Raw genomic sequence first — 17,392 nt, 5'->3', positions numbered from 1 at the left:
CGCCCAATGAAGAAATGTTGTGCGGCATTGCTGCTGTGCCTGCCCCTAGGGGCCATGGCCTACCCCATTGAGGTGGAGAAGGAACTGGCCGGGGTCAAGCTGGACTACACCACCTACGACACGGCCTATGACATCGGCAGCATCACCCTGAACAATTACGGGCAAGTGCCTGCGGCCTGCAAGGTGACCTTCCGCAATGGCCCCGAGGCCCCACGGGTACGCCGGGTGAACGTGCCGGCGGGCCAAAGCGTGGACGTCACCGCCAAGTTCAACCGGCAGATCATCAAGCTGCGCATCGCGGTGAACTGCAAAGTCGAATGAACGGAATAGTCGATAGATTTCACCCACTATTTACGCTTTTTTATCGATAGGTCAAGTTTTAATCTCACCTCCATCGAATCGCAACCCTTTGTTCGCCGATGGAGGCTCCCATGTCCCGCGTACTGATCATCGAAAGCAGCGCCCGCCAGCAGGATTCCGTTTCCCGCCAACTGACTCAGGATTTCATCAAGCAGTGGCAAGCGGCCCATCCGGGTGACGAGATCAATCTGCGCGACCTGGCGTTGAACCCTGTGCCGCACCTGGATGCCAACCTGCTCGGCGGCTGGATGAAGCCTGAGGAGCAGCGCAGCGCCGCCGAAGTGGATGCGCTGGTGCGCTCCAACGAGCTGACCGAGGAATTGCTCGAGGCCGATGTGCTGGTGATGGCTGCGCCGATGTACAACTTCACCATCCCCAGCACTCTCAAGGCCTGGCTGGATCACGTGCTGCGCGCTGGCATCACCTTCAAGTACACCCCGACTGGCCCGCAGGGCCTGCTGACCGGCAAGCGCGCCATCGTCCTGACGGCCCGGGGCGGCATCCACGCCGGTGCCGCCAGTGACCATCAGGAACCCTACCTGCGACAGGTCATGGCGTTCATTGGTATCCATGAGGTGGACTTCATCCATGCCGAAGGCTTGAACATGAGCGGCGACTTCCACGAGAAAGGCCTGAACCAGGCCAAGGCCAAGTTGGCCGCGGTGGCCTGACGCGCGACGCATTCCCAACCCCTGACACCTGTTGCTCCTTTGGGTGTACCTGCCCGGCCTGATGGCCGGGTTTTTTTATGGGTAGTGGTTGCCTTGGTAGAGGCCAAATGGGCCCGCGCTGCCGCTCCTACAATCCGCACAATCAAATCGCGCCTGAAAGCCTGGTCGGCACTGCCCCTACGTTCCTCATGGTTGAATAGCTCGAGGTCAACCCGCTAAGGTCCCCGCCTCGATCCTTGAGAGGCAACCATGGGCTACCTGATAATCGTCGCGCTGATCCAGGCGTATTCCTTCAACCTGATCGGCGTCTACCTGGCCGGCAACGTCGACAGCTACTTCGCGGTGCTGGCGCGCGTGGTGCTGGCCTTGCTGGTGTTCCTGCCGCTGACCCGCTGGCGCCAGGTGGAGCCGCGCTTCATGCGCTCGATGCTGCTGATCGGGGCATTGCAGTACGGCATCACCTACGTTTGCCTGTACCTGAGCTTCCGCGTGCTGACGGTGCCGGAGGTATTGCTGTTCACCATTCTTACGCCGTTGCACGTGACCCTGATCGAAGACGCCCTGAACCGCCGCTTCAACGCCTGGGCGCTGCTGGCTGCCCTGGTGGCCGTGGCCGGTGCCGCAGTGATCCGTTTCGACAGCATCAGCGGCGAGTTCTTCATGGGCTTCCTGTTGCTTCAACTGGCCAATTTCACCTATGCCGCAGGCCAGGTGCTGTACCGTCACCTGGTGGCCAGGCACCCCAGCGACCTGCCGCACTACCGGCGCTTCGGCTACTTCTACCTGGGCGCGCTGATCATCGTGCTGCCGGCCTTCCTGCTATTCGGCAATGCCCAGCACCTGCCGAGCACTGACACACAATGGCTGGTGCTGCTGTTCCTGGGGCTGGTCCCGACAGCGTTGGGGCTGTACTGGTGGAACAAAGGCGCGTGCCTGGTCCCAGGCGCCACGTTGGCGGTGATGAACAACCTGCACGTGCCGGTGGGCTTGCTGCTGAACCTGCTGATCTGGAACCAGGACGAGCCGCTGGGACGATTGTTCGTGGGCGGAATGATCATCCTCGGCTCGGTGTGGATGAGTCGGTTGGGTAGCCGCCGACGCCTACCGTTGGGCAGCCGGACCTAATGAACGGTGGAAGCGCCTCGCTGTTATGATTACATTACATTTTTAATTATTTGTAAGGTTTGCGTGACATGAGCGATGTCCTGATTGCTGAGCGAGTCGGACGCAGCGTTGAAGCCCTGCGCAAACATCGCGGATGGTCCAAGGTCGAGCTTGCCCAACGTATCGGTATCACCCGGCAGAAACTTGGTGAAATTGAAAAGGGTTCGCTTACCGTCGCGATGTCCTATTACTGTCGAGCCTTGAGTGCGTTGGGGTGTGAGCTGGAGGTTGTTCCCAGGCGAATGCCCACGCTCGATGAACTCGGGGATGTCTTCGCGTGAATGCAGAATTGCAGGTCTCCACGCCGCTTGGGCCAAGCGGTCGAGTTTTCCGGGAAATGGCCGGTGACTATGTTTTTCGATACGACGGCATCGAGCCCTCTCGCTGCATCAGCCTGACCATGCCGCCGAGGCGCCCGGACTATTTCCAGCGCGAATTGCATCCGTTGTTTCAGATGAACCTGCCAGAAGGCTATTTGCTCGAGCAGTTGAAGTTCAGGCTGGCGAAGTTGGTCAAGGTCGACCCTATGCTGTTGCTGGCTATTTCCGGCAGCAATTCGCCGGTTGGCCGGGTGTCGGTGAGCGCTCCGGAGGTAGAACGGTTGTTGGACCAGCAGGTGCCTCGAGCCAAGGGCGAGCGGTTGGAGGAAATTCTGGCTTGGGATGGCGCACAGGACCTGTTCAGTGAATTGGTGCATCGGTACATTCTGCGCTCCGGCATTTCAGGTGTTCAGCCGAAGGTGCTGGTTCCAGAGTTGGTCGATACGCCGCGCAAGGCCACCGCGCTTACTTCGGAACTGATAATAAAAAGTGGGCGGGACGCTTTCCCCCATCTGGCCATCAATGAGTACTTATGCATGTCGATTGCCAGCGCTGCGGGTATCTCGACGCCGTCCTTCTATTTGTCGAAGGACATGAAGATGTTCGTCATGCGGCGGTTCGACCGGGACGCCGAGCTGAACCCGCTGGGCTTCGAAGACATGGCAGTGCTCATGGGGGTGGGGACCGAGCAGAAGTACAGCAAGAGCTATGAGCAGATCGCCAAGGCCATCGAGGTCTTTGGGGCAGTGGATATGCAGGTCGAGAGCTTGCACAGGTTGTTCGATATCGTTGCGTTGAGTTGCATCGTTGGCAATGGCGATGCCCACCTGAAGAACTTCGGGTTGCTCTATAGCACGCCAGATGCCAACGATGCTGTGCTGGCTCCAGCCTATGACATCGTCAACACCACGGCTTATCTGCCGGATGATGCCTTGGCGCTCGCATTGAACAACCAGAAATCCCTGTTCGCATCCCGCCTTTACTTGCTCGAATTCGGCAAACGTTGCCGTGTCGAAGATCCATGTGGACGGATACGTGAAATCCTTCAGGCCGTAGAGGGAACATTGCTCCACCAGCAGGCGCTGGTGGAGCGGGCACCTGAAGTTGCCCAGGCCATCAGAAAGAGCGCGCAGCCTTTCGAGATGACCTTCGGTTGAAAACGGCTAGGCCTCGCTCAGCTCGCTCAACCGTTGCGGCTCGTGAGCTGCCAGGGGCCTGGCGGCAAGCCCGATACGCATGTCATTGCCGCTGGGTTGCTGGTACAGGCTCAGGCCGAACTCCGGCAACACTGCCAGCAGGTAGTCGAAGATATCGCCCTGGATGCGCTCGTACTCGGCCCACGCCGTGGTGGTGGTGAAGCAGTAGATCTCCAGTGGTACGCCTTCGGCGGTGGTCTGCATTTGACGGACCATGCAGGTCATGCCTTGCTGTACGTCGGGGTGGTTCTTCAAGTAGGCCAGGGCGAAGGCGCGGAAGGTGCCGATATTGGTCAGCTTGCGGCGGTTGGCGGCAAGCTCGGCCACCGGCCCCAGGGCTTCGTTCCAGTTGCTCAGTTCCTGGCGCTTTTGTTTCAGGTAGTCGCCCAGCAGGCGGACCTGACTCAGGCGCTGTTCTTCTTGTGCGGTGAGGAAACGCACGCCGGCGGCGTCGATGAACAGGCTGCGCTTGATGCGCCGCCCGCCGGACTGCTGCATGCCGCGCCAGTTACGGAACGACTCGCTCATCAGGCGCCAGGTGGGGATGGAAACGATGGTCTTGTCGAAGTTCTGCACCTTGACCGTGTGCAGGGTGATGTCCACCACGTCGCCATCGGCGCCGACCTGGGGCATCTCGATCCAGTCGCCGACGTGCAGCATGTCGTTGCTGGTCAATTGCACGCTGGCGACGAACGACAGCAAGGTGTCCTTGTAGACCAACAGCAGCACCGCCGACATGGCACCCAGGCCGGAGAGCAGCAACAGCGGCGAGCGGTCGATGAGGGTGGCGACGATGACGATGGCGGCGAAGATCCACAGCATCATCTTGGCCAGTTGCACGTAGCCCTTGATCGAGCGCGTGCGGGCGTGCTCGGTGCGGGCATAGATGTCCAGCAGGGCATCGAGCAGGCAGGAAAGGGCCATGGTCATGAACAGCAGAGTGAAGGCCAGGGCCACGTTGCCAAGGAAGTGCTGGGCGGTTTCGCCCAGTTCCGGCACGAGCTTCAGGCCGAACTGGATCACCAGGGAGGGCGTGGTCTGGGCTAGGCGGTGGAAGACCTTGTTGTGGCGCAGGTCGTCAAGCCACTTGAGCGGTTGTTGGCGGGCCAGCAGGCGGCTGGCGTGCAGCACCATGAAGCGGGCCAGGCGGCCGATGAGCAGGGAGATGACCAGTAGCACGGCAAGGCCCAGGGCGGCGTGCAGGATGGGGTGTTGGTCGAGGGTGCCCCAGAGGTCGAGGGCGTCTTTCCAGAGTCGTTGGATATCCATGAGAGTTAGACGGGTCTGTATTGCGAAAACGAAGGCCCATTAGAACGCGGATTGGCGCCAAGGTGCCAAAAGAAATTCGGCGTCCGTCACGGAAAACGTTACCCTATGCAACTTGAATTTCCAGCGACTGCCCGAGGTACACCCGTGTTTTCCCAATTCGCCCTGCACGAACGCCTGCTCAAAGCCGTGGCCGAGCTGAACTTTGTCGAGCCGACCCCGGTGCAGGCGGCGGCCATTCCCCTGGCCCTGCAAGGGCGTGACCTGCGGGTGACCGCGCAGACCGGCAGCGGCAAGACCGCCGCCTTCGTGTTGCCGCTGCTCAACCGCCTGGTCGACCTGCGCCAGCGCCGCGTGGAGATCCGGGCGCTGATCCTGCTGCCGACCCGCGAGCTGGCCCAGCAGACCCTCAAGGAAGTGCAGTGCTTTTCCCAGTTCACCTACGTGAAGTCCGGGCTGGTCACCGGCGGCGAGGACTTCAAGGAACAGGCCGCACTGCTGCGCAAGGTCCCGGACATTCTGATCGGCACCCCGGGCCGCCTGCTGGAGCACCTGAATGCCGGCAACCTGGACCTCTCCCACGTCCAGGTACTGGTGCTGGACGAAGCCGACCGCATGCTCGACATGGGCTTTGCCGAAGACATGGAGCGCCTGTGCAAGGAGTGCGAGAACCGCGAGCAGACCCTGCTGTTCTCGGCCACCACCGGTGGCGCGGCGCTGCGCGACATCATCGGCAAGGTGCTCAAGGACCCCGAGCATCTGATGCTCAACAGTGTCTCGCAGTTGTCCGAAGGCACCCGCCAGCAGATCATCACCGCCGACCATGACCAGCACAAAGAGCAGATCGTCCAGTGGCTGCTGGCCAACGAGACCTACCAGAAGGCGATCATCTTCACCAATACCCGGGCCTTGGCCGACCGCATTTACGGGCACCTGGTGGCCAAGGACGTGAAGGCCTTCGTGCTGCACGGCGAAAAGGACCAGAAGGACCGCAAGTTGGCCATCGACCGCTTCAAGCAGGGCGGCTCCAAGGTGCTGGTAGCCACCGACGTGGCCGCCCGCGGCCTGGACATCGACGGCCTGGACCTGGTGATCAACTTCGACATGCCGCGCAGCGGCGATGAGTACGTGCACCGCATCGGCCGTACCGGCCGTGCTGGCGCCGAAGGCCTGGCGATCTCGTTGATCTGCCACAACGACTGGAACCTGATGTCGAGCATCGAGCGCTACCTCAAGCAGCAGTTCGAGCGCCGGGTCATCAAGGAGGTCAAGGGCACCTACAACGGGCCGAAGAAGGTCAAGGCTTCGGGCAAGGCGGCTGGTACCAAGAAGAAAAAGGTCGAGAAGAAGTCCGCCGAGAAGAAGGGGGCTACCGCCAAACGCAAGCCGGCTGCCAAGCCCAAGGCCAAGGCGCCCCTGGCCAGTGCCGATGGCATGGCGCCGCTGAAGAAGCGCGCGCCAAAGGCTGAGTAAGCACCTAAGGACTCATCGCGGGGCAAGCACGCTCCTACAGGTATAGCGCAGCCCTTGAGAGCGCTGTGAACCTGTGGGGCTTGCCCGTGATGGGGCGCGTAGCGGCCTCCTCTATTGCTAGTCCGCCTTTTTCTCCGCTTCTTTCAATTCCTTGATCCGCGTGTCGATCAACTGGCATTTGTCAGGCAGGTCCTTGCTGGCCGTGCCCAGGTCCATGCCCTGCAGTTCCTCGTTGATCTCCTTGGCTTTTTGCGGATCCTGCTCGGTCAACTGGGTGACCAGCCCGGCCAGTTCCTCACGTTTCTGGGTGGCTTCCTCCGGTGTGCACGCCCAGCTGGGCAAGGCGTACAACAGTGCGCTGGCACAGGCGAGGGGCAGTAACCGTTTCATCCGTTCGATCTCCAGCAGGGATTTACCCGGTTGAAAGGCCCGCCGCCTGGAAGTTCAGATCGATTGCCGGTCGGCACTCTTCTCTTCAGCAACCTGCGCCTTCGCCAATATAGGCAAACCCATCAGCGCGATCGCTGATTCGCTTGGAACACCCGATACCCCTCCCGGTCCCATGCTGTGTACCCCAACCGTTCACAGCAGGAGGCCACCTCCATGAGCACCTACGACTGGGACCTGGTCGAGCGTCTGTTGCATGAAGTGCAGAACAGCGCCGGCCATAGCTTCACGCCACGGCCCTATGCCGAGCAGCACGCGGCGGCGCTTGCCGCTACCGGCCAACCGGTGGGCGACCTGGACCATCTCAAGACCCGCGCCTGCGAGTACGAGAAAATCCTCTTCGAGCGCGGCTTCATCGAGAGCCGGCCGGAAGAGGACGGTGGCAACGGCGAGAATTTTGTCCTCACCGAGCGTGGCTCGCGCCTGCTCAGCCTGATCGACAGCAGCATTCCCGGCTTCGAACACCCGCGCCAGGTGCTCGACGAGCAGGACGATGCCCTGGACGAGACGACGTTCGAACAGGTGGCGGCAAAAGCTCAGATCGCCTGAGGTCGTTTTGAGACTGGCGTGGGGGAGGCTGCCCCCCGATAATCGGCGCTTGTCTGCCATTGTCGAGACCTTGCCCATGCCATCGATACGCCAAGGGGGCCGCCCATGAGCGCGGTCCGCAAGAACACCGATGCCTTCGCCCTGCAGGTGATGCTGGTGCTGTGCCTGATCTGGGGCAGCCAGCAGGTGATGATCAAATGGGCTGCCAGCGACATCGCCCCGGTGATGCAGGCGGCGCTGCGTTCCGGTATCGCCGCGGTACTGGTGGGGCTGCTGGTGTGCTGGCGAGGTGGCTGGGGCATGGTGGGCAGCACCTGGCGCGCCGGTTTGCTCTCCGGCGTATTGTTCGGTCTGGAATTCTTGTTCATCGCCGAGGGCCTGAAGCTGACTTCTGCAGCGCACATGTCGGTGTTCCTCTACACCGCACCGGTGTTCACGGCCCTGGGGCTGCATTTCATGTTGCCGAGCGAGCGGCTGCGGCTGTTGCAGTGGCTAGGCATCCTGCTGTCGTTCGGCGGCATCGCCATGGCCTTTGCCGGTGGCGTGTCGCTGGAGCAGCTCGATGGCCGGGTGCTGCTCGGCGATGCCTTCGGTGTATTGGCGGGCCTGGCCTGGGGCGCGACCACGGTGGTGGTGCGCGGATCGCGGTTGTCGGAGGCGCCTGCCGACCTGACGTTGTTCTACCAGCTGCTGGTGGGCTTCGTCGGGTTGCTGTTGATCGCTGCGATCAGCGGGCAGGTGGGCATGGTCACCTTCACGCCCCTGGCCGTGGGCAGCGTGCTGTTCCAGGCCGTCGTGGTGTCGTTCATCAGCTACCTGACCTGGTTCTGGCTGCTGCGCAAGTACCTGGCTTCGAACCTTGCGGTGTTCTCCTTCATTACGCCACTGTTCGGCGTGACCTTTGGTGTGGTGTTGTTGGGAGAGCCGCTCAGCCTGAACTTCGTGCTGGGCGCGGTGATGGTGCTGTGCGGGGTCATCCTCGTCAGCGCCGAGCCTTGGGTGCGCCAGCAATTGCGCAAGATGGTCGGTTGAACAGCGCGGTTGCGTAGGACCTGTAGGCGCGGCCTTGTACCGCGAAGGGCTGCAAGGCAGCCCCGGCGTCATCAAGCCGAAGCACAACGCCCAGCGGGCTGAAGCCGCCCCCGACGCTGGCCAACCAGCACCAGCACTCCCGCGACCCCTAGCCCACTCGCAGCAAGCAGCAGGGCAGGCTGCAGGCTCCCACCGTAATGGTTGCTCACTGCCGCCAGCAGCGGTCCGCTGAGCTGGCCGAGGGCGAAGCAGGCGGTGAGCAGCCCGGCGTTGCGCTGGGTGGCATGAGGGGCCAGTTCCCGCGATCGCTGCATCACCAACTGCATGCAGGCCAGGAACGGCGCGCCGCACAGCAGCACACCCAAGGCCAGGCCGAACCCGTTGCCCAACAGGCAGGCCAATACCCCCAGGCCCTGTAGCCAGAGCGTCGCGCTCAACCATCGGGACGTGCGAACCGGGCGCCGCACGCTGACCAGCACGACCCCCAACGCAGCCGCCAGGCCGAACGCCGGCCAGAACAGGTCGGCCTGCCACTGGCCGTGGAATTGCTGGCTGGCCATCTGCGACAGAAAGGTCGCCGGCAGGATGTAGCCGATGCCGTATAGCCCATAGACCAGCCCCAATCGCCCGATGCCCGGCTGGGTGGCGCCATCGTGGAGCGCGCGTGCAACCGCCGTGGCTGGTTGCGCCCGGGGCAACCAGGGCAGCACGGCCAACAGCATCACCAGGGCAGCTACCGCATAGACCAGCCACAACGTCGCCGACCCTTGCTCCATCAAATGGGCACCCAGGGCGAGCAGGCCGGTGACGGCGATGCCGATGCCGGGTCCAGCGAATACCAGCGCTCCCAGGCGAGGGCGACCGTGGGTGGCGGCCAGTTGTTGGCTGAGGCTGGTGATCATCACCAGTACCCAGGCACTGGCCACGCCGGTCCCGAAGCGCAGCAGCAGGTGGCTCCAGAAGCCGTGGGCCGCCCAGGAGGCGAGGGTCAGCAATACGCACAGCCATAGGCCGGCGTGCAGGCGCAGGCGGACCTGGGCCGGTCGGCGGGCGAACATGCCGTCCACTGCGCCGAGAAAGTAGCCCAGGTAGTTGGCGGCTGCCACCAGGCCGCCGGCAGTCAGGTCGAACTGGCCCTCGGCGATCAGACGCGGCAACTGCGGGGTCAGGGCGAAGCGGCCGATGCCCATGGCCATCATCAGGGCCACGGCGCTGGCCAACAGTTGTACGAAGGGAGACATGCGGCAACTCCTGAACCCGTGAAAACGATAGAGGGCAGGGTAGGGCGGATTGACTTTCAAAAAAATTGAATAATGATGATCAAGTTGTTCTGTTTTGGAGAAAGTCATGGAGTTCAGCCAACTGCGTATCTTCCAGGCCGTTGCCGAAGAGGGGTCGGTGACCCGGGCCGCCGAACGCTTGCACCGGGTGCCGTCGAACCTGTCGACCCGCTTGCGCCAGCTGGAGGAGCAGTTGGGCGTCGAGCTGTTCCTGCGCGAGCGCCAGCGCCTGCAACTGTCGCCGGCGGGCAAGGTTCTGCTCGATTACGCCAACCGCCTGCACGCCCTGCGTGACGAGGCCGTGGCCGCAGTGCAGGGCGGCCAGCCGGCCGGTGATTTCACCCTCGGCACCATGTACAGCACCGCGGCGATTCATTTGCCGACCTTGCTGGCCCGCTATCACCAGGCCTACCCAGCTGTGAACCTGCAGGTGCGGGCGGCGCCCAGCGGTGAGTTGCTCGAAGGGCTGCTGGCGCATCGCCTGGACGCTGCCTTGGTGGATGGCCCGCCGAGCCTGGCCGGCCTGGATGGTGTACCGCTGTGCGAGGAGGTGCTGGTGCTGATCACACGACCTGAGCATCCTGCGGTGCGCAGTGCCCGGGACGTGGCCGGCAAGGCGGTGTTCACCTTCCGTCAGGGCTGCTCCTATCGCATGCGCCTGGAGGCCTGGTATGCCCATGACCATACGCCCATGGGCCGGGTCATGGAGATCGAGTCGTACCAGAGCATGCTGGCCTGTGTGATCGCCGGGGCCGGGGTGGCGCTGATGGCGCAGTCCATGCTCGACAGTCTGCCGGGCCGTGACCAGGTTCGTGCCCACCGCCTGCAGGCACCCTTCGACCATGCGGTCACCTGGCTGATGTGGCGTCAGGGCATGTGTGGCGCCAACCTGCAGGCCTGGATCGATGTGCAACAAGGGGAAACAATTGACCGACCGTCGGCAGGCAGCGTTTGCGCTTGATCCGCGTCAAACTCGCCCTTATGTGTAGGAACAGAAGCATGCGTAATACAGGACATGGGGCTATGATCTGTATGAAGCATCGCAGGATTGAATCGCCGTGAGGCTGACCCGTGAAGGGGGCATTATGAACAACCGAATGTACAACTGGCTCCACGACCTCGCTGTCGCCTTGGGCTTGCTCCCACCTCCGCTGCAGCCGGTGCCGATCCCTACCGACGAAGAGCAGCGCAAGCGCCAACCGCGTCGCCGCTGAAACGAAAAGGCCGCCGCATCCGAAGATGCAGCGGCCTTTTCAGTCATGGCGGGTTTATGCCAGCCTGGCCGTGCCGGCTAAGGCTCACGCCAGGTTGACGGCCCCCACCGGGCGGCGCGACAGCAGGCTGACCACCACGAAGCTCACCAAGCCGATCGCCAGGCTGTAGTAGATCGGCGTGTTGGCGTCCAGACCATCCTTGAACATGAAGAACAGCGCGGTGGCAAAGCCCAGCGACATGCTGGAGATCGCCCCGGCGGTGGTGGCGCGCTTCCAGAAGATCGCCCCGATCAGTGGGATCAGCATGCCGCCCACCAGCAGGTTGTAGGCCAGGGTCAGGGCGCTGATCACATCGTTCACCGCCAGGGCAATGCCCAGTACCACCAGGCCGGTGAGCAGGGTGAACAGGCGGTTGATGCCCAGGCTCGATTGCTTGCCGCCACGCAGCTTGGGCAGCAGGTCCTCGGTCAGGGTGGTCGAGGCAGCCAGCAGGCCGGCGCTGGCGGTGGACATCATCGCAGCCAGGGCCGCGGCCATCAGCAGGCCACGGATGCCCTCGGGCAGCTGACCCTTGATCATCTCGGCGAAGGCATTGTTCGGGTTGGCCAGATCCGGCATCAGCACATGGGCGGCCATGCCGATCAGGGCGCAGGCCAGGCCGTACAGTACGCAGTAGACACCAGCGGTGGTACCGGCGCGCTGGCAGACTTTCTCGTCACGGGCGGTGAACACCCGCTGCCAGATGTCCTGGCCGATCAGGATGCCGAAGAAGTAGATCAGGAAGTAGGTGATGATGGTGTCCCAGCCGATGGTGGTCCAGCTGAAGCTGGCCGCCGGCAGTTTGGCCACCAGGGTGTCCCAGCCACCGGCCTTGTACAGGCACACCGGCAGCAGGATGAACATCAGGCCGACGGTCTTGATGATGAACTGGACGATGTCGGTCAGGGTCAAGGACCACATGCCCCCGATGGTCGAGTACACCACCACCACGCCACCGCCGAACAGCAGGGCCATCCAGAACGGTACGTCGAGCAGCACCTGTAGCACGGTACCCATGGCCAGGGTCGAGGTGACTGCGATCATCAGCGCATAGGCGAGCATGATGGCTGCACTGGCCTGGCGTGCCATCGGGTTGTAGCGGCGCTCCAGCACCTGGGTGACGGTGAAGATCTTCAGGCGCAGCAGCGGCTTGGCGAGGAACAGGTTCAGCGCAATGATGCCCAGGCCCAGTGCGGCGCAGAGCCAGAAGCCGGAGATCCCGTGGACATAGCCCAGGCGCACGGTACCGACGGTGCTGGCACCGCCCAGCACGGTGGTGGCCATGGTGCCCATGTACAAGGTCGGGCCGAGATTGCGCCCGGCCACCAGGTAGTCTTCGTGGGTCTTCGCGCGCCGCATGCCATACCAGCCTAGGCCGAGCATGCCGGCGGCATAGATCAGTACAACGATGATGTCCAAGGCCATTGGGAGTCTCCCGATTATCTTTATTATGGCGAGATCGACCGGTCAGGCGATTCACGGCGCCCGGCGGTCCTGTCTTGTGTTGGCGGGCCTCTATGGCCCTTCCGAATGGCTCCTGCCAGGGGTATTGCTTGCATGGCCCTTGTGGAGCCGGTTTGTCCCGCGATGGCGGTCGCCGAGACTGCATGGCCGGTCTGGCCATCGCCATCGCGGGGCAAGCCCGCTCCTACAGGGAATGTGCAGCCTTGCTTAGCGACGCACCACACCTGGCAGCACGCAGAGCATCTCGAACAGCAGGTTGGCGCCCAGCAGCGAGGTGTTGCCGGTGGTGTCGTAGGGCGGCGAGACCTCGACCAGGTCGCAGCCGATCAGGTCCAGGCCGTGGCAGCCACGGATGATCTCCATCGCCTGGATAGTGGTCAGGCCACCGATCTCGGGGGTACCTGTGCCTGGCGCCCAGGCCGGGTCGATGCCGTCGATGTCGAACGACAGGTATACCGGGCCGCCACCGACCTTCTCGCGCACTTCGGCCATCAGCGGCTCCAGCGACTTGTGCCAGCACTCCTCGGCCTGCACCACGCGGAAGCCCTGGCGACGACTCCAGTTGAAGTCATCGGCGGTGTAGCCCTGGGCGCGCAGGCCGATCTGCACCACGCGGTCGCAGTCGAGCAGGCCTTCTTCCACGGCACGGCGGAAGGTGGTGCCGTGGGCGATCTTCTCGCCGAACATATGATCGTTGACGTCGGCGTGGGCGTCGATATGCACCAGGCCGATCTTGCCGTGCTTCTTGTGCAGAGCGCGCAGGATCGGCAGGGTGATGGTGTGGTCGCCACCGAGGGTCAGGGGGATGATGTTGTGCTCGAGGATCTCGTCGTAGGCCTCTTCGATGATGCGCACGGCGTCGAGCAGGTTGAAGGTGTTGATGGCCACGTCACCGATGTCGGCTACCGACAGCGAGTCGAACGGGGCGGCGCCGGTGGCCATGTTGTACGGGCGGATCATCACCGACTCGGCGCGAATCTGCCGCGGACCGAAGCGGGTACCCGAGCGCAGCGAGGTGCCGATGTCCAGCGGCACACCGATGAACGCGGCGTCCAGGCCTTCGGCGCTTTGCAGGTGGGGAAGACGGAGCATGGTGGCGATGCCGCCGAAACGCGGCATTTCGTTGCCGCCCAGTGGTTGGTGGAGAATCTTTTCCACGGTGGGCCTCATCAGTCGGTCGATTGTTCTGTTTGTTCGAACCTGTGCCGCCGCGTGCCTGGCTGGCAGGGTGGCGCCGGCGGGCAGGGACATTGCGGCCAAGTCTGCGCAAGGTAGTGGGCGGGAGGAATCGCTACACGCAAATACTTACTTCAGGAATTTCTAAACTAACGCGTGGTGGCGGGTTAGACTCTGCCGATCCTCAGCCTGCGGAACCGCTGCACCATGGCCTCGTCACTGCCCGACCTGAAACTGTTGCGTATCTTCATCAGCGTGGTCCGCCACCAGGGCTTCGCCAATGCCCAGCGTGAGCTGAACCTCTCCACCTCGGCCATCAGCACCTATATGAGCCAGCTGGAAAGTGCCCTGGGCATCGTCCTGTGCCACCGTGGTCGCGGGGGCTTCAGCCTGACCAGCAAAGGCGAGCTGTTCCACCAGGAGACCCTGCGCCTGCTGGCCGAACTCGATGGTTTCGAACAGTACGCCGCGGCCCTCAAGGGCGAACTGCGCGGCACCCTCAATTTGGGGGTGATCGATTCCACGGTCGGTGACAGGGCCCTGCCGCTGGCCGAGGCCATCGGCGCCTATAGCCAGGAGCACCCGGCGGTGCACCTGCACCTGTCGGTGTCCAGCCCCTATGAGCTGCAACTGGGTGTGCAGGACAATCGCCTGGACCTTGCCATCGGCGCGTTTTCCTCGCGTATGAGCGGCCTGGTGTATCAGCCGCTCTACCGCGAGCAGCACTGGCTATACTGCAGCAATCGGCATCCGTTGTTCGGCGAGCGCCGGGTCCCTGAAGAGGTGATCACCCAGCAGCGCATGGTCGGGCGGGGCTACTGGAGCCAGGCGGAGCTGGCCCGGCATGGGTTCAAGCACAGTGCTGCAACGGTGGAAAGCATGGAGGCGCAATTGATCCTGATTCTTTCCGGCGCCTACATCGGCTACCTGCCCGAGCACTATGCCCAGGCCTGGGTCGACAAGGGCGACCTGCGGGTGTTGTCGCCCGCCACCTTTGGCTACCAAGCGCCGTTCTCCATGATCATTCGCCGTGGCAGGAGCCGGGAACCGTTGATCCAGACCTTCCGCGACCTGCTCAAGTCGCAGCTCAACGTCAGCTGAGCGAGGTCGCTTTTAGAACATAGCGTCAGGCTGTGTAAATTTTCGTCCAAGGCACGCGACTGGAGTGATGGCACTCTGCTAAATATCTATTTGCTTTGATGAAATTTCCCATCATCTACATGATGCAAGGACCGCCCCGATGCGCATGAATTTGCCCGTCACCGAGCACGAAAGAACCTTCCCCAACGACCAGCGGCTGATCTCCACCACCGACCTGAACAGCCGCATCACCTATTGCAATGATGCGTTCGTGGCGATCAGCGGTTTCACCTATGAGGAGCTGGTGGGCCAGCCACACAACCTGGTGCGCCACCCGGACATGCCGCCTTCGGTGTTCGGGCATATGTGGGAAACCATCAAGCAGGGCAAGCCCTGGATGGGCGTTGTCAAGAACCGCGCCAAGAACGGGGACTACTACTGGGTCAGTGCCTATGTCACAGCCATCTACGAGAATGGCCGCATCAGTGGCTACGAGTCGGTGCGTTCGGTGCCCAGCCGCGATCAGATCCGCCGCGCCGAGGCGCTCTATGCGCGTTTGCGTAGCAATCGCTCTGCCGTGCCTTTGGCCGCGCGCCTGGGGCATGGGCTGCAGCATGGCCTGCCCTTGGTCGGTGCCGGCCTGGTGTCGGCGGCTGGCTATCTGTGGCTGCCGCAATATGCGGCGCTGGGTGTGCTGATGGCGAGCATGCTCGGTGCCTGGTACTGGATCGAACATCGGCAGAACCAAGCCATCCGCCGTACCCTGGCCGAGCACCCCAAGGCTTTCACCAGCCCGTTGGTGGCGCTGACCTACAGCGACAACCCGGGCCTGCAGGGGCAGCTGGACCTGGCCATCATCAGTGAGGAGGCGCGCTTGCAGACCGCCTTGACCCGTTTGGTGGACGCCGGCGTGGGGGTCAAATCCCGGGCAGCACAGTCGGCTGGCCTTTCCGATGCCCAGGCACAGATGCTCGATCGCCAGCGCAGCGAGACCGACCAGTCGGCCACGGCCATCGCGCAGATGGCAGCGACCATCCAGCAGGTCACCCACAACGTGCAGAGCACCGCTCACGCCGCCAGCGACGCCGACCAACTGGCCCAGCAGGGTAGCGACCTGGCACAGCAGAGTCTCAAGGCCATGGGCAGCATGAGCGATGCGGTCAACGATATCGGCCAGGCGGTCAATGCCTTGGCCGAGCAGACCCAGTCGATCGGCAGCGTGGTGGATGTGATCACTTCCATTGCCGAGCAGACCAACCTGCTGGCGCTCAACGCCGCGATCGAGGCGGCGCGGGCCGGTGAGCAGGGCCGAGGTTTCGCGGTGGTGGCCGATGAGGTGCGCTCGCTGGCCCAGCGTACCCGCGCGTCCACCGAGGAGATCCACCAGATCATCGCTTCGCTGCGCTCGGGGGCCGAGCGCGCGGTGAGCACGGCCAACCGCGGGGAGCAGATTTCCCGTGACAGCGTGCAGAGTGTCGAGGCGGTGCAGCAGGCATTGTCGGGCATCGTCCAGGCGGTCAGCCGGATCACCGGCATGAGCCAGCAGATGGCGACGGCGTCCGAGCAGCAGAGCCATGTCGCCGAGGACATCAACCAGCAGATCGTGCGTATCGCGCACCTGTGCGACGAGAGCGCGGGGCAGGCCAAGCAGGGGGCCGAGATCAGCCAGGACCTGGAGCGCATGGCCGAATACCTGCACAGCCTGGCGGAGCGCTTCAACCGCTGATGCTGCGTCTAGCCCCACAAGGATGTGGAGGCTTTGCCCGTAGGCTGTGGCACACTGCGCGGGGTAAGGAGAAGCTTATGTCCAGACCCCGCTGCGAACGCTGCCTGCGTCCGCTTGACCACTGCCTTTGCCCGTTGATTCCCAGCCTCGACAGTCGTACCCGGGTGGTCGTGCTGCAGCACCCGAGCGAGGCTTCGCATGCCTTGAATACCGCGCGGTTGGCGGCCCTTGGGCTGGTCAATGCCGAGTTGCGGGTGGGTGAGGTGTTCGATGACCTCGAGTTACTGCTGGCCATACCTGGGTATCGGCCGGTGGTGTTGTTCCCGGGTGACGGGGCTGGGGTCCTGCAGGCTTACGGAGGCGGTGACGAGTTGCCTTTGTTGCTGATCGTGCCTGACGGTACCTGGCGCAAGGCGCGCAAGCTGCTGTACCTGAATCCGTTGTTGGCGGCGTTGCCGCGGGTGACGCTCGGGGAGGTGGGGGCATCGCGCTATCGGTTGCGCAAGGCGCCGGGGGAGGGGGCTTTGTCCACTGTCGAGGCTGTGGTGGGGGCGTTGAATGTCTTGGAGTCGCCGTTATGTTTCGATGGGCTGTTGAAGCCGTTCGATGCATTGATCGAGGGGCAGATCAGGGCCATGGGGCGGGAGACGTTTGAGCGTAATCATCGGTAGGTTGCTGGTTGCTGGTTGCTGGTTGGTTTTGGGTTTTTTGGGATAAAGCCATTTGCTTTATCGACGCTGAGTCACTTTTGCGCCCTTACGGCGGGTCACTTTTTGTCAAACGCGACAAAAAGTAACCAAAAAACGCTGGCTCTTGCATCCGGCCCCTGCGCCGCTTGCCAGGCATCCATGCCTGGCACCCACCTGCGCAAGGCTTCCACTCGGCCTCCTGACGTCGCGTTTGGCGGCGCCAGGGCTATTGCGTAGCACAAGCAA

Annotated in this window: 17 protein-coding genes and 2 pseudogenes; 14 read left to right on the top strand and 5 right to left on the bottom strand. The window is 63.0% G+C overall.

What is annotated here, in order from left to right; translation table 11 throughout:
* Positions 1–6: 6 nt before the first annotated feature.
* The 5 genes from ACNFG0_RS19290 to ACNFG0_RS19270 all read left to right on the top strand — a co-directional run bounded on the left by ACNFG0_RS19290 (position 7) and on the right by ACNFG0_RS19270 (position 3,672).
* A complete protein-coding gene (locus tag ACNFG0_RS19290; protein ID WP_224456478.1) occupies positions 7–321 on the top strand; it encodes a 3-phosphoglycerate kinase in 315 nt (104 codons plus the stop codon).
* Positions 322–431: 110 nt separating this feature from the next.
* The gene (locus ACNFG0_RS19285) at positions 432–1,031 is read left to right on the top strand and encodes an FMN-dependent NADH-azoreductase (RefSeq protein WP_416766041.1); all 600 of its coding nucleotides are present in this window, start codon (positions 432–434) and stop codon (positions 1,029–1,031) included.
* Positions 1,032–1,280: 249 nt separating this feature from the next.
* Positions 1,281–2,156 (top strand): carboxylate/amino acid/amine transporter, encoded by an 876-nt coding sequence (locus ACNFG0_RS19280; RefSeq protein ID WP_196156439.1) that lies wholly within the window; start codon positions 1,281–1,283, stop codon positions 2,154–2,156.
* A gap of 68 nt (positions 2,157–2,224) precedes the next feature.
* Positions 2,225–2,476 (top strand): helix-turn-helix transcriptional regulator, encoded by a 252-nt coding sequence (locus ACNFG0_RS19275; RefSeq protein ID WP_196156440.1) that lies wholly within the window; start codon positions 2,225–2,227, stop codon positions 2,474–2,476.
* Positions 2,473–3,672 carry a type II toxin-antitoxin system HipA family toxin gene (locus ACNFG0_RS19270; protein WP_416766039.1) on the top strand — a complete coding sequence of 400 codons (1,200 nt, stop codon included), beginning with the start codon at positions 2,473–2,475 and terminating at the stop codon, positions 3,670–3,672. The genes ACNFG0_RS19275 and ACNFG0_RS19270 overlap by 4 nt, the downstream gene beginning before the upstream one ends.
* A 6-nt stretch (positions 3,673–3,678) precedes the next feature.
* Here ACNFG0_RS19270 and ACNFG0_RS19265 read toward each other — a convergent pair whose 3' ends face one another.
* A complete protein-coding gene (locus ACNFG0_RS19265; RefSeq protein ID WP_416766037.1) occupies positions 3,679–4,980 on the bottom strand; it encodes a mechanosensitive ion channel family protein in 1,302 nt (433 codons plus the stop codon).
* Positions 4,981–5,085: 105 nt separating this feature from the next.
* Here ACNFG0_RS19265 and ACNFG0_RS19260 point away from each other — a divergent pair, with 105 nt between their 5' ends.
* Complete coding sequence (locus ACNFG0_RS19260) at positions 5,086–6,450, top strand: DEAD/DEAH box helicase (protein WP_416766035.1); 1,365 nt, start codon at positions 5,086–5,088, stop codon at positions 6,448–6,450.
* 117 nt (positions 6,451–6,567) lie between these two features.
* Here the strand turns inward: ACNFG0_RS19260 and ACNFG0_RS19255 are convergent, their stop codons facing one another.
* Complete coding sequence (locus ACNFG0_RS19255) at positions 6,568–6,840, bottom strand: hypothetical protein (protein WP_196156699.1); 273 nt, start codon at positions 6,838–6,840, stop codon at positions 6,568–6,570.
* Between the two features lie 213 nt (positions 6,841–7,053).
* On the opposite strand from ACNFG0_RS19255, the gene ACNFG0_RS19250 reads away from it, so the two are divergent.
* Positions 7,054–7,446, top strand: a complete 393-nt coding sequence (locus ACNFG0_RS19250; RefSeq protein WP_196145585.1) for a transcriptional regulator — start codon at positions 7,054–7,056, stop codon at positions 7,444–7,446.
* A gap of 105 nt (positions 7,447–7,551) precedes the next feature.
* Positions 7,552–8,478, top strand: coding sequence for a DMT family transporter (locus ACNFG0_RS19245; protein WP_196156700.1), 927 nt, complete (start codon positions 7,552–7,554; stop codon positions 8,476–8,478).
* Between the two features lie 71 nt (positions 8,479–8,549).
* Here ACNFG0_RS19245 and ACNFG0_RS19240 read toward each other — a convergent pair whose 3' ends face one another.
* Positions 8,550–9,719 (bottom strand): MFS transporter, encoded by a 1,170-nt coding sequence (locus tag ACNFG0_RS19240; protein ID WP_196156701.1) that lies wholly within the window; start codon positions 9,717–9,719, stop codon positions 8,550–8,552.
* 106 nt (positions 9,720–9,825) lie between these two features.
* On the opposite strand from ACNFG0_RS19240, the gene ptrR reads away from it, so the two are divergent.
* Both ptrR and ACNFG0_RS19230 read left to right on the top strand, forming a co-directional pair.
* The gene (gene ptrR / locus ACNFG0_RS19235) at positions 9,826–10,719 is read left to right on the top strand and encodes a putrescine utilization regulator PtrR (protein WP_196145582.1); all 894 of its coding nucleotides are present in this window, start codon (positions 9,826–9,828) and stop codon (positions 10,717–10,719) included.
* A gap of 124 nt (positions 10,720–10,843) precedes the next feature.
* Positions 10,844–10,972 (top strand): PA1414 family protein, encoded by a 129-nt coding sequence (locus ACNFG0_RS19230; RefSeq protein ID WP_256543834.1) that lies wholly within the window; start codon positions 10,844–10,846, stop codon positions 10,970–10,972.
* An 84-nt stretch (positions 10,973–11,056) separates the two neighbouring features.
* On the opposite strand, the gene ACNFG0_RS19225 is transcribed toward ACNFG0_RS19230, so the two are convergent.
* Positions 11,057–12,436, bottom strand: coding sequence for a sodium:solute symporter (locus ACNFG0_RS19225; RefSeq protein WP_196156702.1), 1,380 nt, complete (start codon positions 12,434–12,436; stop codon positions 11,057–11,059).
* A 246-nt stretch (positions 12,437–12,682) separates the two neighbouring features.
* A complete protein-coding gene (gene speB, locus ACNFG0_RS19220) occupies positions 12,683–13,633 on the bottom strand; it encodes an agmatinase (protein ID WP_043209365.1) in 951 nt (316 codons plus the stop codon).
* A gap of 225 nt (positions 13,634–13,858) precedes the next feature.
* Here speB and ACNFG0_RS19215 point away from each other — a divergent pair, with 225 nt between their 5' ends.
* The 4 genes and pseudogenes from ACNFG0_RS19215 (at position 13,859) to ACNFG0_RS19200 (ending at position 17,128) form a co-directional block, all read left to right on the top strand.
* Positions 13,859–14,752, top strand: coding sequence for a LysR family transcriptional regulator (locus ACNFG0_RS19215; RefSeq protein ID WP_196145580.1), 894 nt, complete (start codon positions 13,859–13,861; stop codon positions 14,750–14,752).
* A 139-nt stretch (positions 14,753–14,891) separates the two neighbouring features.
* Positions 14,892–15,173, top strand: a pseudogene (locus ACNFG0_RS19210) (PAS domain-containing protein); the annotation flags it as partial.
* A 303-nt stretch (positions 15,174–15,476) separates the two neighbouring features.
* A pseudogene (locus tag ACNFG0_RS19205) lies at positions 15,477–16,457 on the top strand (methyl-accepting chemotaxis protein); the annotation flags it as partial.
* 77 nt (positions 16,458–16,534) lie between these two features.
* The gene (locus tag ACNFG0_RS19200) at positions 16,535–17,128 is read left to right on the top strand and encodes a tRNA-uridine aminocarboxypropyltransferase (RefSeq protein WP_416766033.1); all 594 of its coding nucleotides are present in this window, start codon (positions 16,535–16,537) and stop codon (positions 17,126–17,128) included.
* Positions 17,129–17,392: the final 264 nt, after the last annotated feature.

The organism is Pseudomonas sp. NY15372 (genome assembly GCF_048068215.1).
Lineage (GTDB): Bacteria > Pseudomonadota > Gammaproteobacteria > Pseudomonadales > Pseudomonadaceae > Aquipseudomonas > Aquipseudomonas guariconensis_A.
The sequence above is the reverse complement of the archived record's forward strand: the minus strand, read 5'-3'. Positions and strand labels throughout refer to the sequence as shown.

Coding starts and splice junctions, on each gene's coding strand:
- ACNFG0_RS19290 (WP_224456478.1), top strand. CDS start 7: ATGAAGAAATGTTGTGCGGCATTGCTGCTGTGCCTGCCCCTAGGGGCC.
- ACNFG0_RS19285 (WP_416766041.1), top strand. CDS start 432: ATGTCCCGCGTACTGATCATCGAAAGCAGCGCCCGCCAGCAGGATTCC.
- ACNFG0_RS19280 (WP_196156439.1), top strand. CDS start 1,281: ATGGGCTACCTGATAATCGTCGCGCTGATCCAGGCGTATTCCTTCAAC.
- ACNFG0_RS19275 (WP_196156440.1), top strand. CDS start 2,225: ATGAGCGATGTCCTGATTGCTGAGCGAGTCGGACGCAGCGTTGAAGCC.
- ACNFG0_RS19265 (WP_416766037.1), bottom strand. CDS start 4,980: ATGGATATCCAACGACTCTGGAAAGACGCCCTCGACCTCTGGGGCACC.
- ACNFG0_RS19260 (WP_416766035.1), top strand. CDS start 5,086: ATGCAACTTGAATTTCCAGCGACTGCCCGAGGTACACCCGTGTTTTCC.
- ACNFG0_RS19255 (WP_196156699.1), bottom strand. CDS start 6,840: ATGAAACGGTTACTGCCCCTCGCCTGTGCCAGCGCACTGTTGTACGCC.
- ACNFG0_RS19250 (WP_196145585.1), top strand. CDS start 7,054: ATGAGCACCTACGACTGGGACCTGGTCGAGCGTCTGTTGCATGAAGTG.
- ACNFG0_RS19245 (WP_196156700.1), top strand. CDS start 7,552: ATGAGCGCGGTCCGCAAGAACACCGATGCCTTCGCCCTGCAGGTGATG.
- ACNFG0_RS19240 (WP_196156701.1), bottom strand. CDS start 9,719: ATGTCTCCCTTCGTACAACTGTTGGCCAGCGCCGTGGCCCTGATGATG.
- ptrR (WP_196145582.1), top strand. CDS start 9,826: ATGGAGTTCAGCCAACTGCGTATCTTCCAGGCCGTTGCCGAAGAGGGG.
- ACNFG0_RS19230 (WP_256543834.1), top strand. CDS start 10,844: ATGAACAACCGAATGTACAACTGGCTCCACGACCTCGCTGTCGCCTTG.
- ACNFG0_RS19225 (WP_196156702.1), bottom strand. CDS start 12,436: ATGGCCTTGGACATCATCGTTGTACTGATCTATGCCGCCGGCATGCTC.
- ACNFG0_RS19215 (WP_196145580.1), top strand. CDS start 13,859: ATGGCCTCGTCACTGCCCGACCTGAAACTGTTGCGTATCTTCATCAGC.
- ACNFG0_RS19200 (WP_416766033.1), top strand. CDS start 16,535: ATGTCCAGACCCCGCTGCGAACGCTGCCTGCGTCCGCTTGACCACTGC.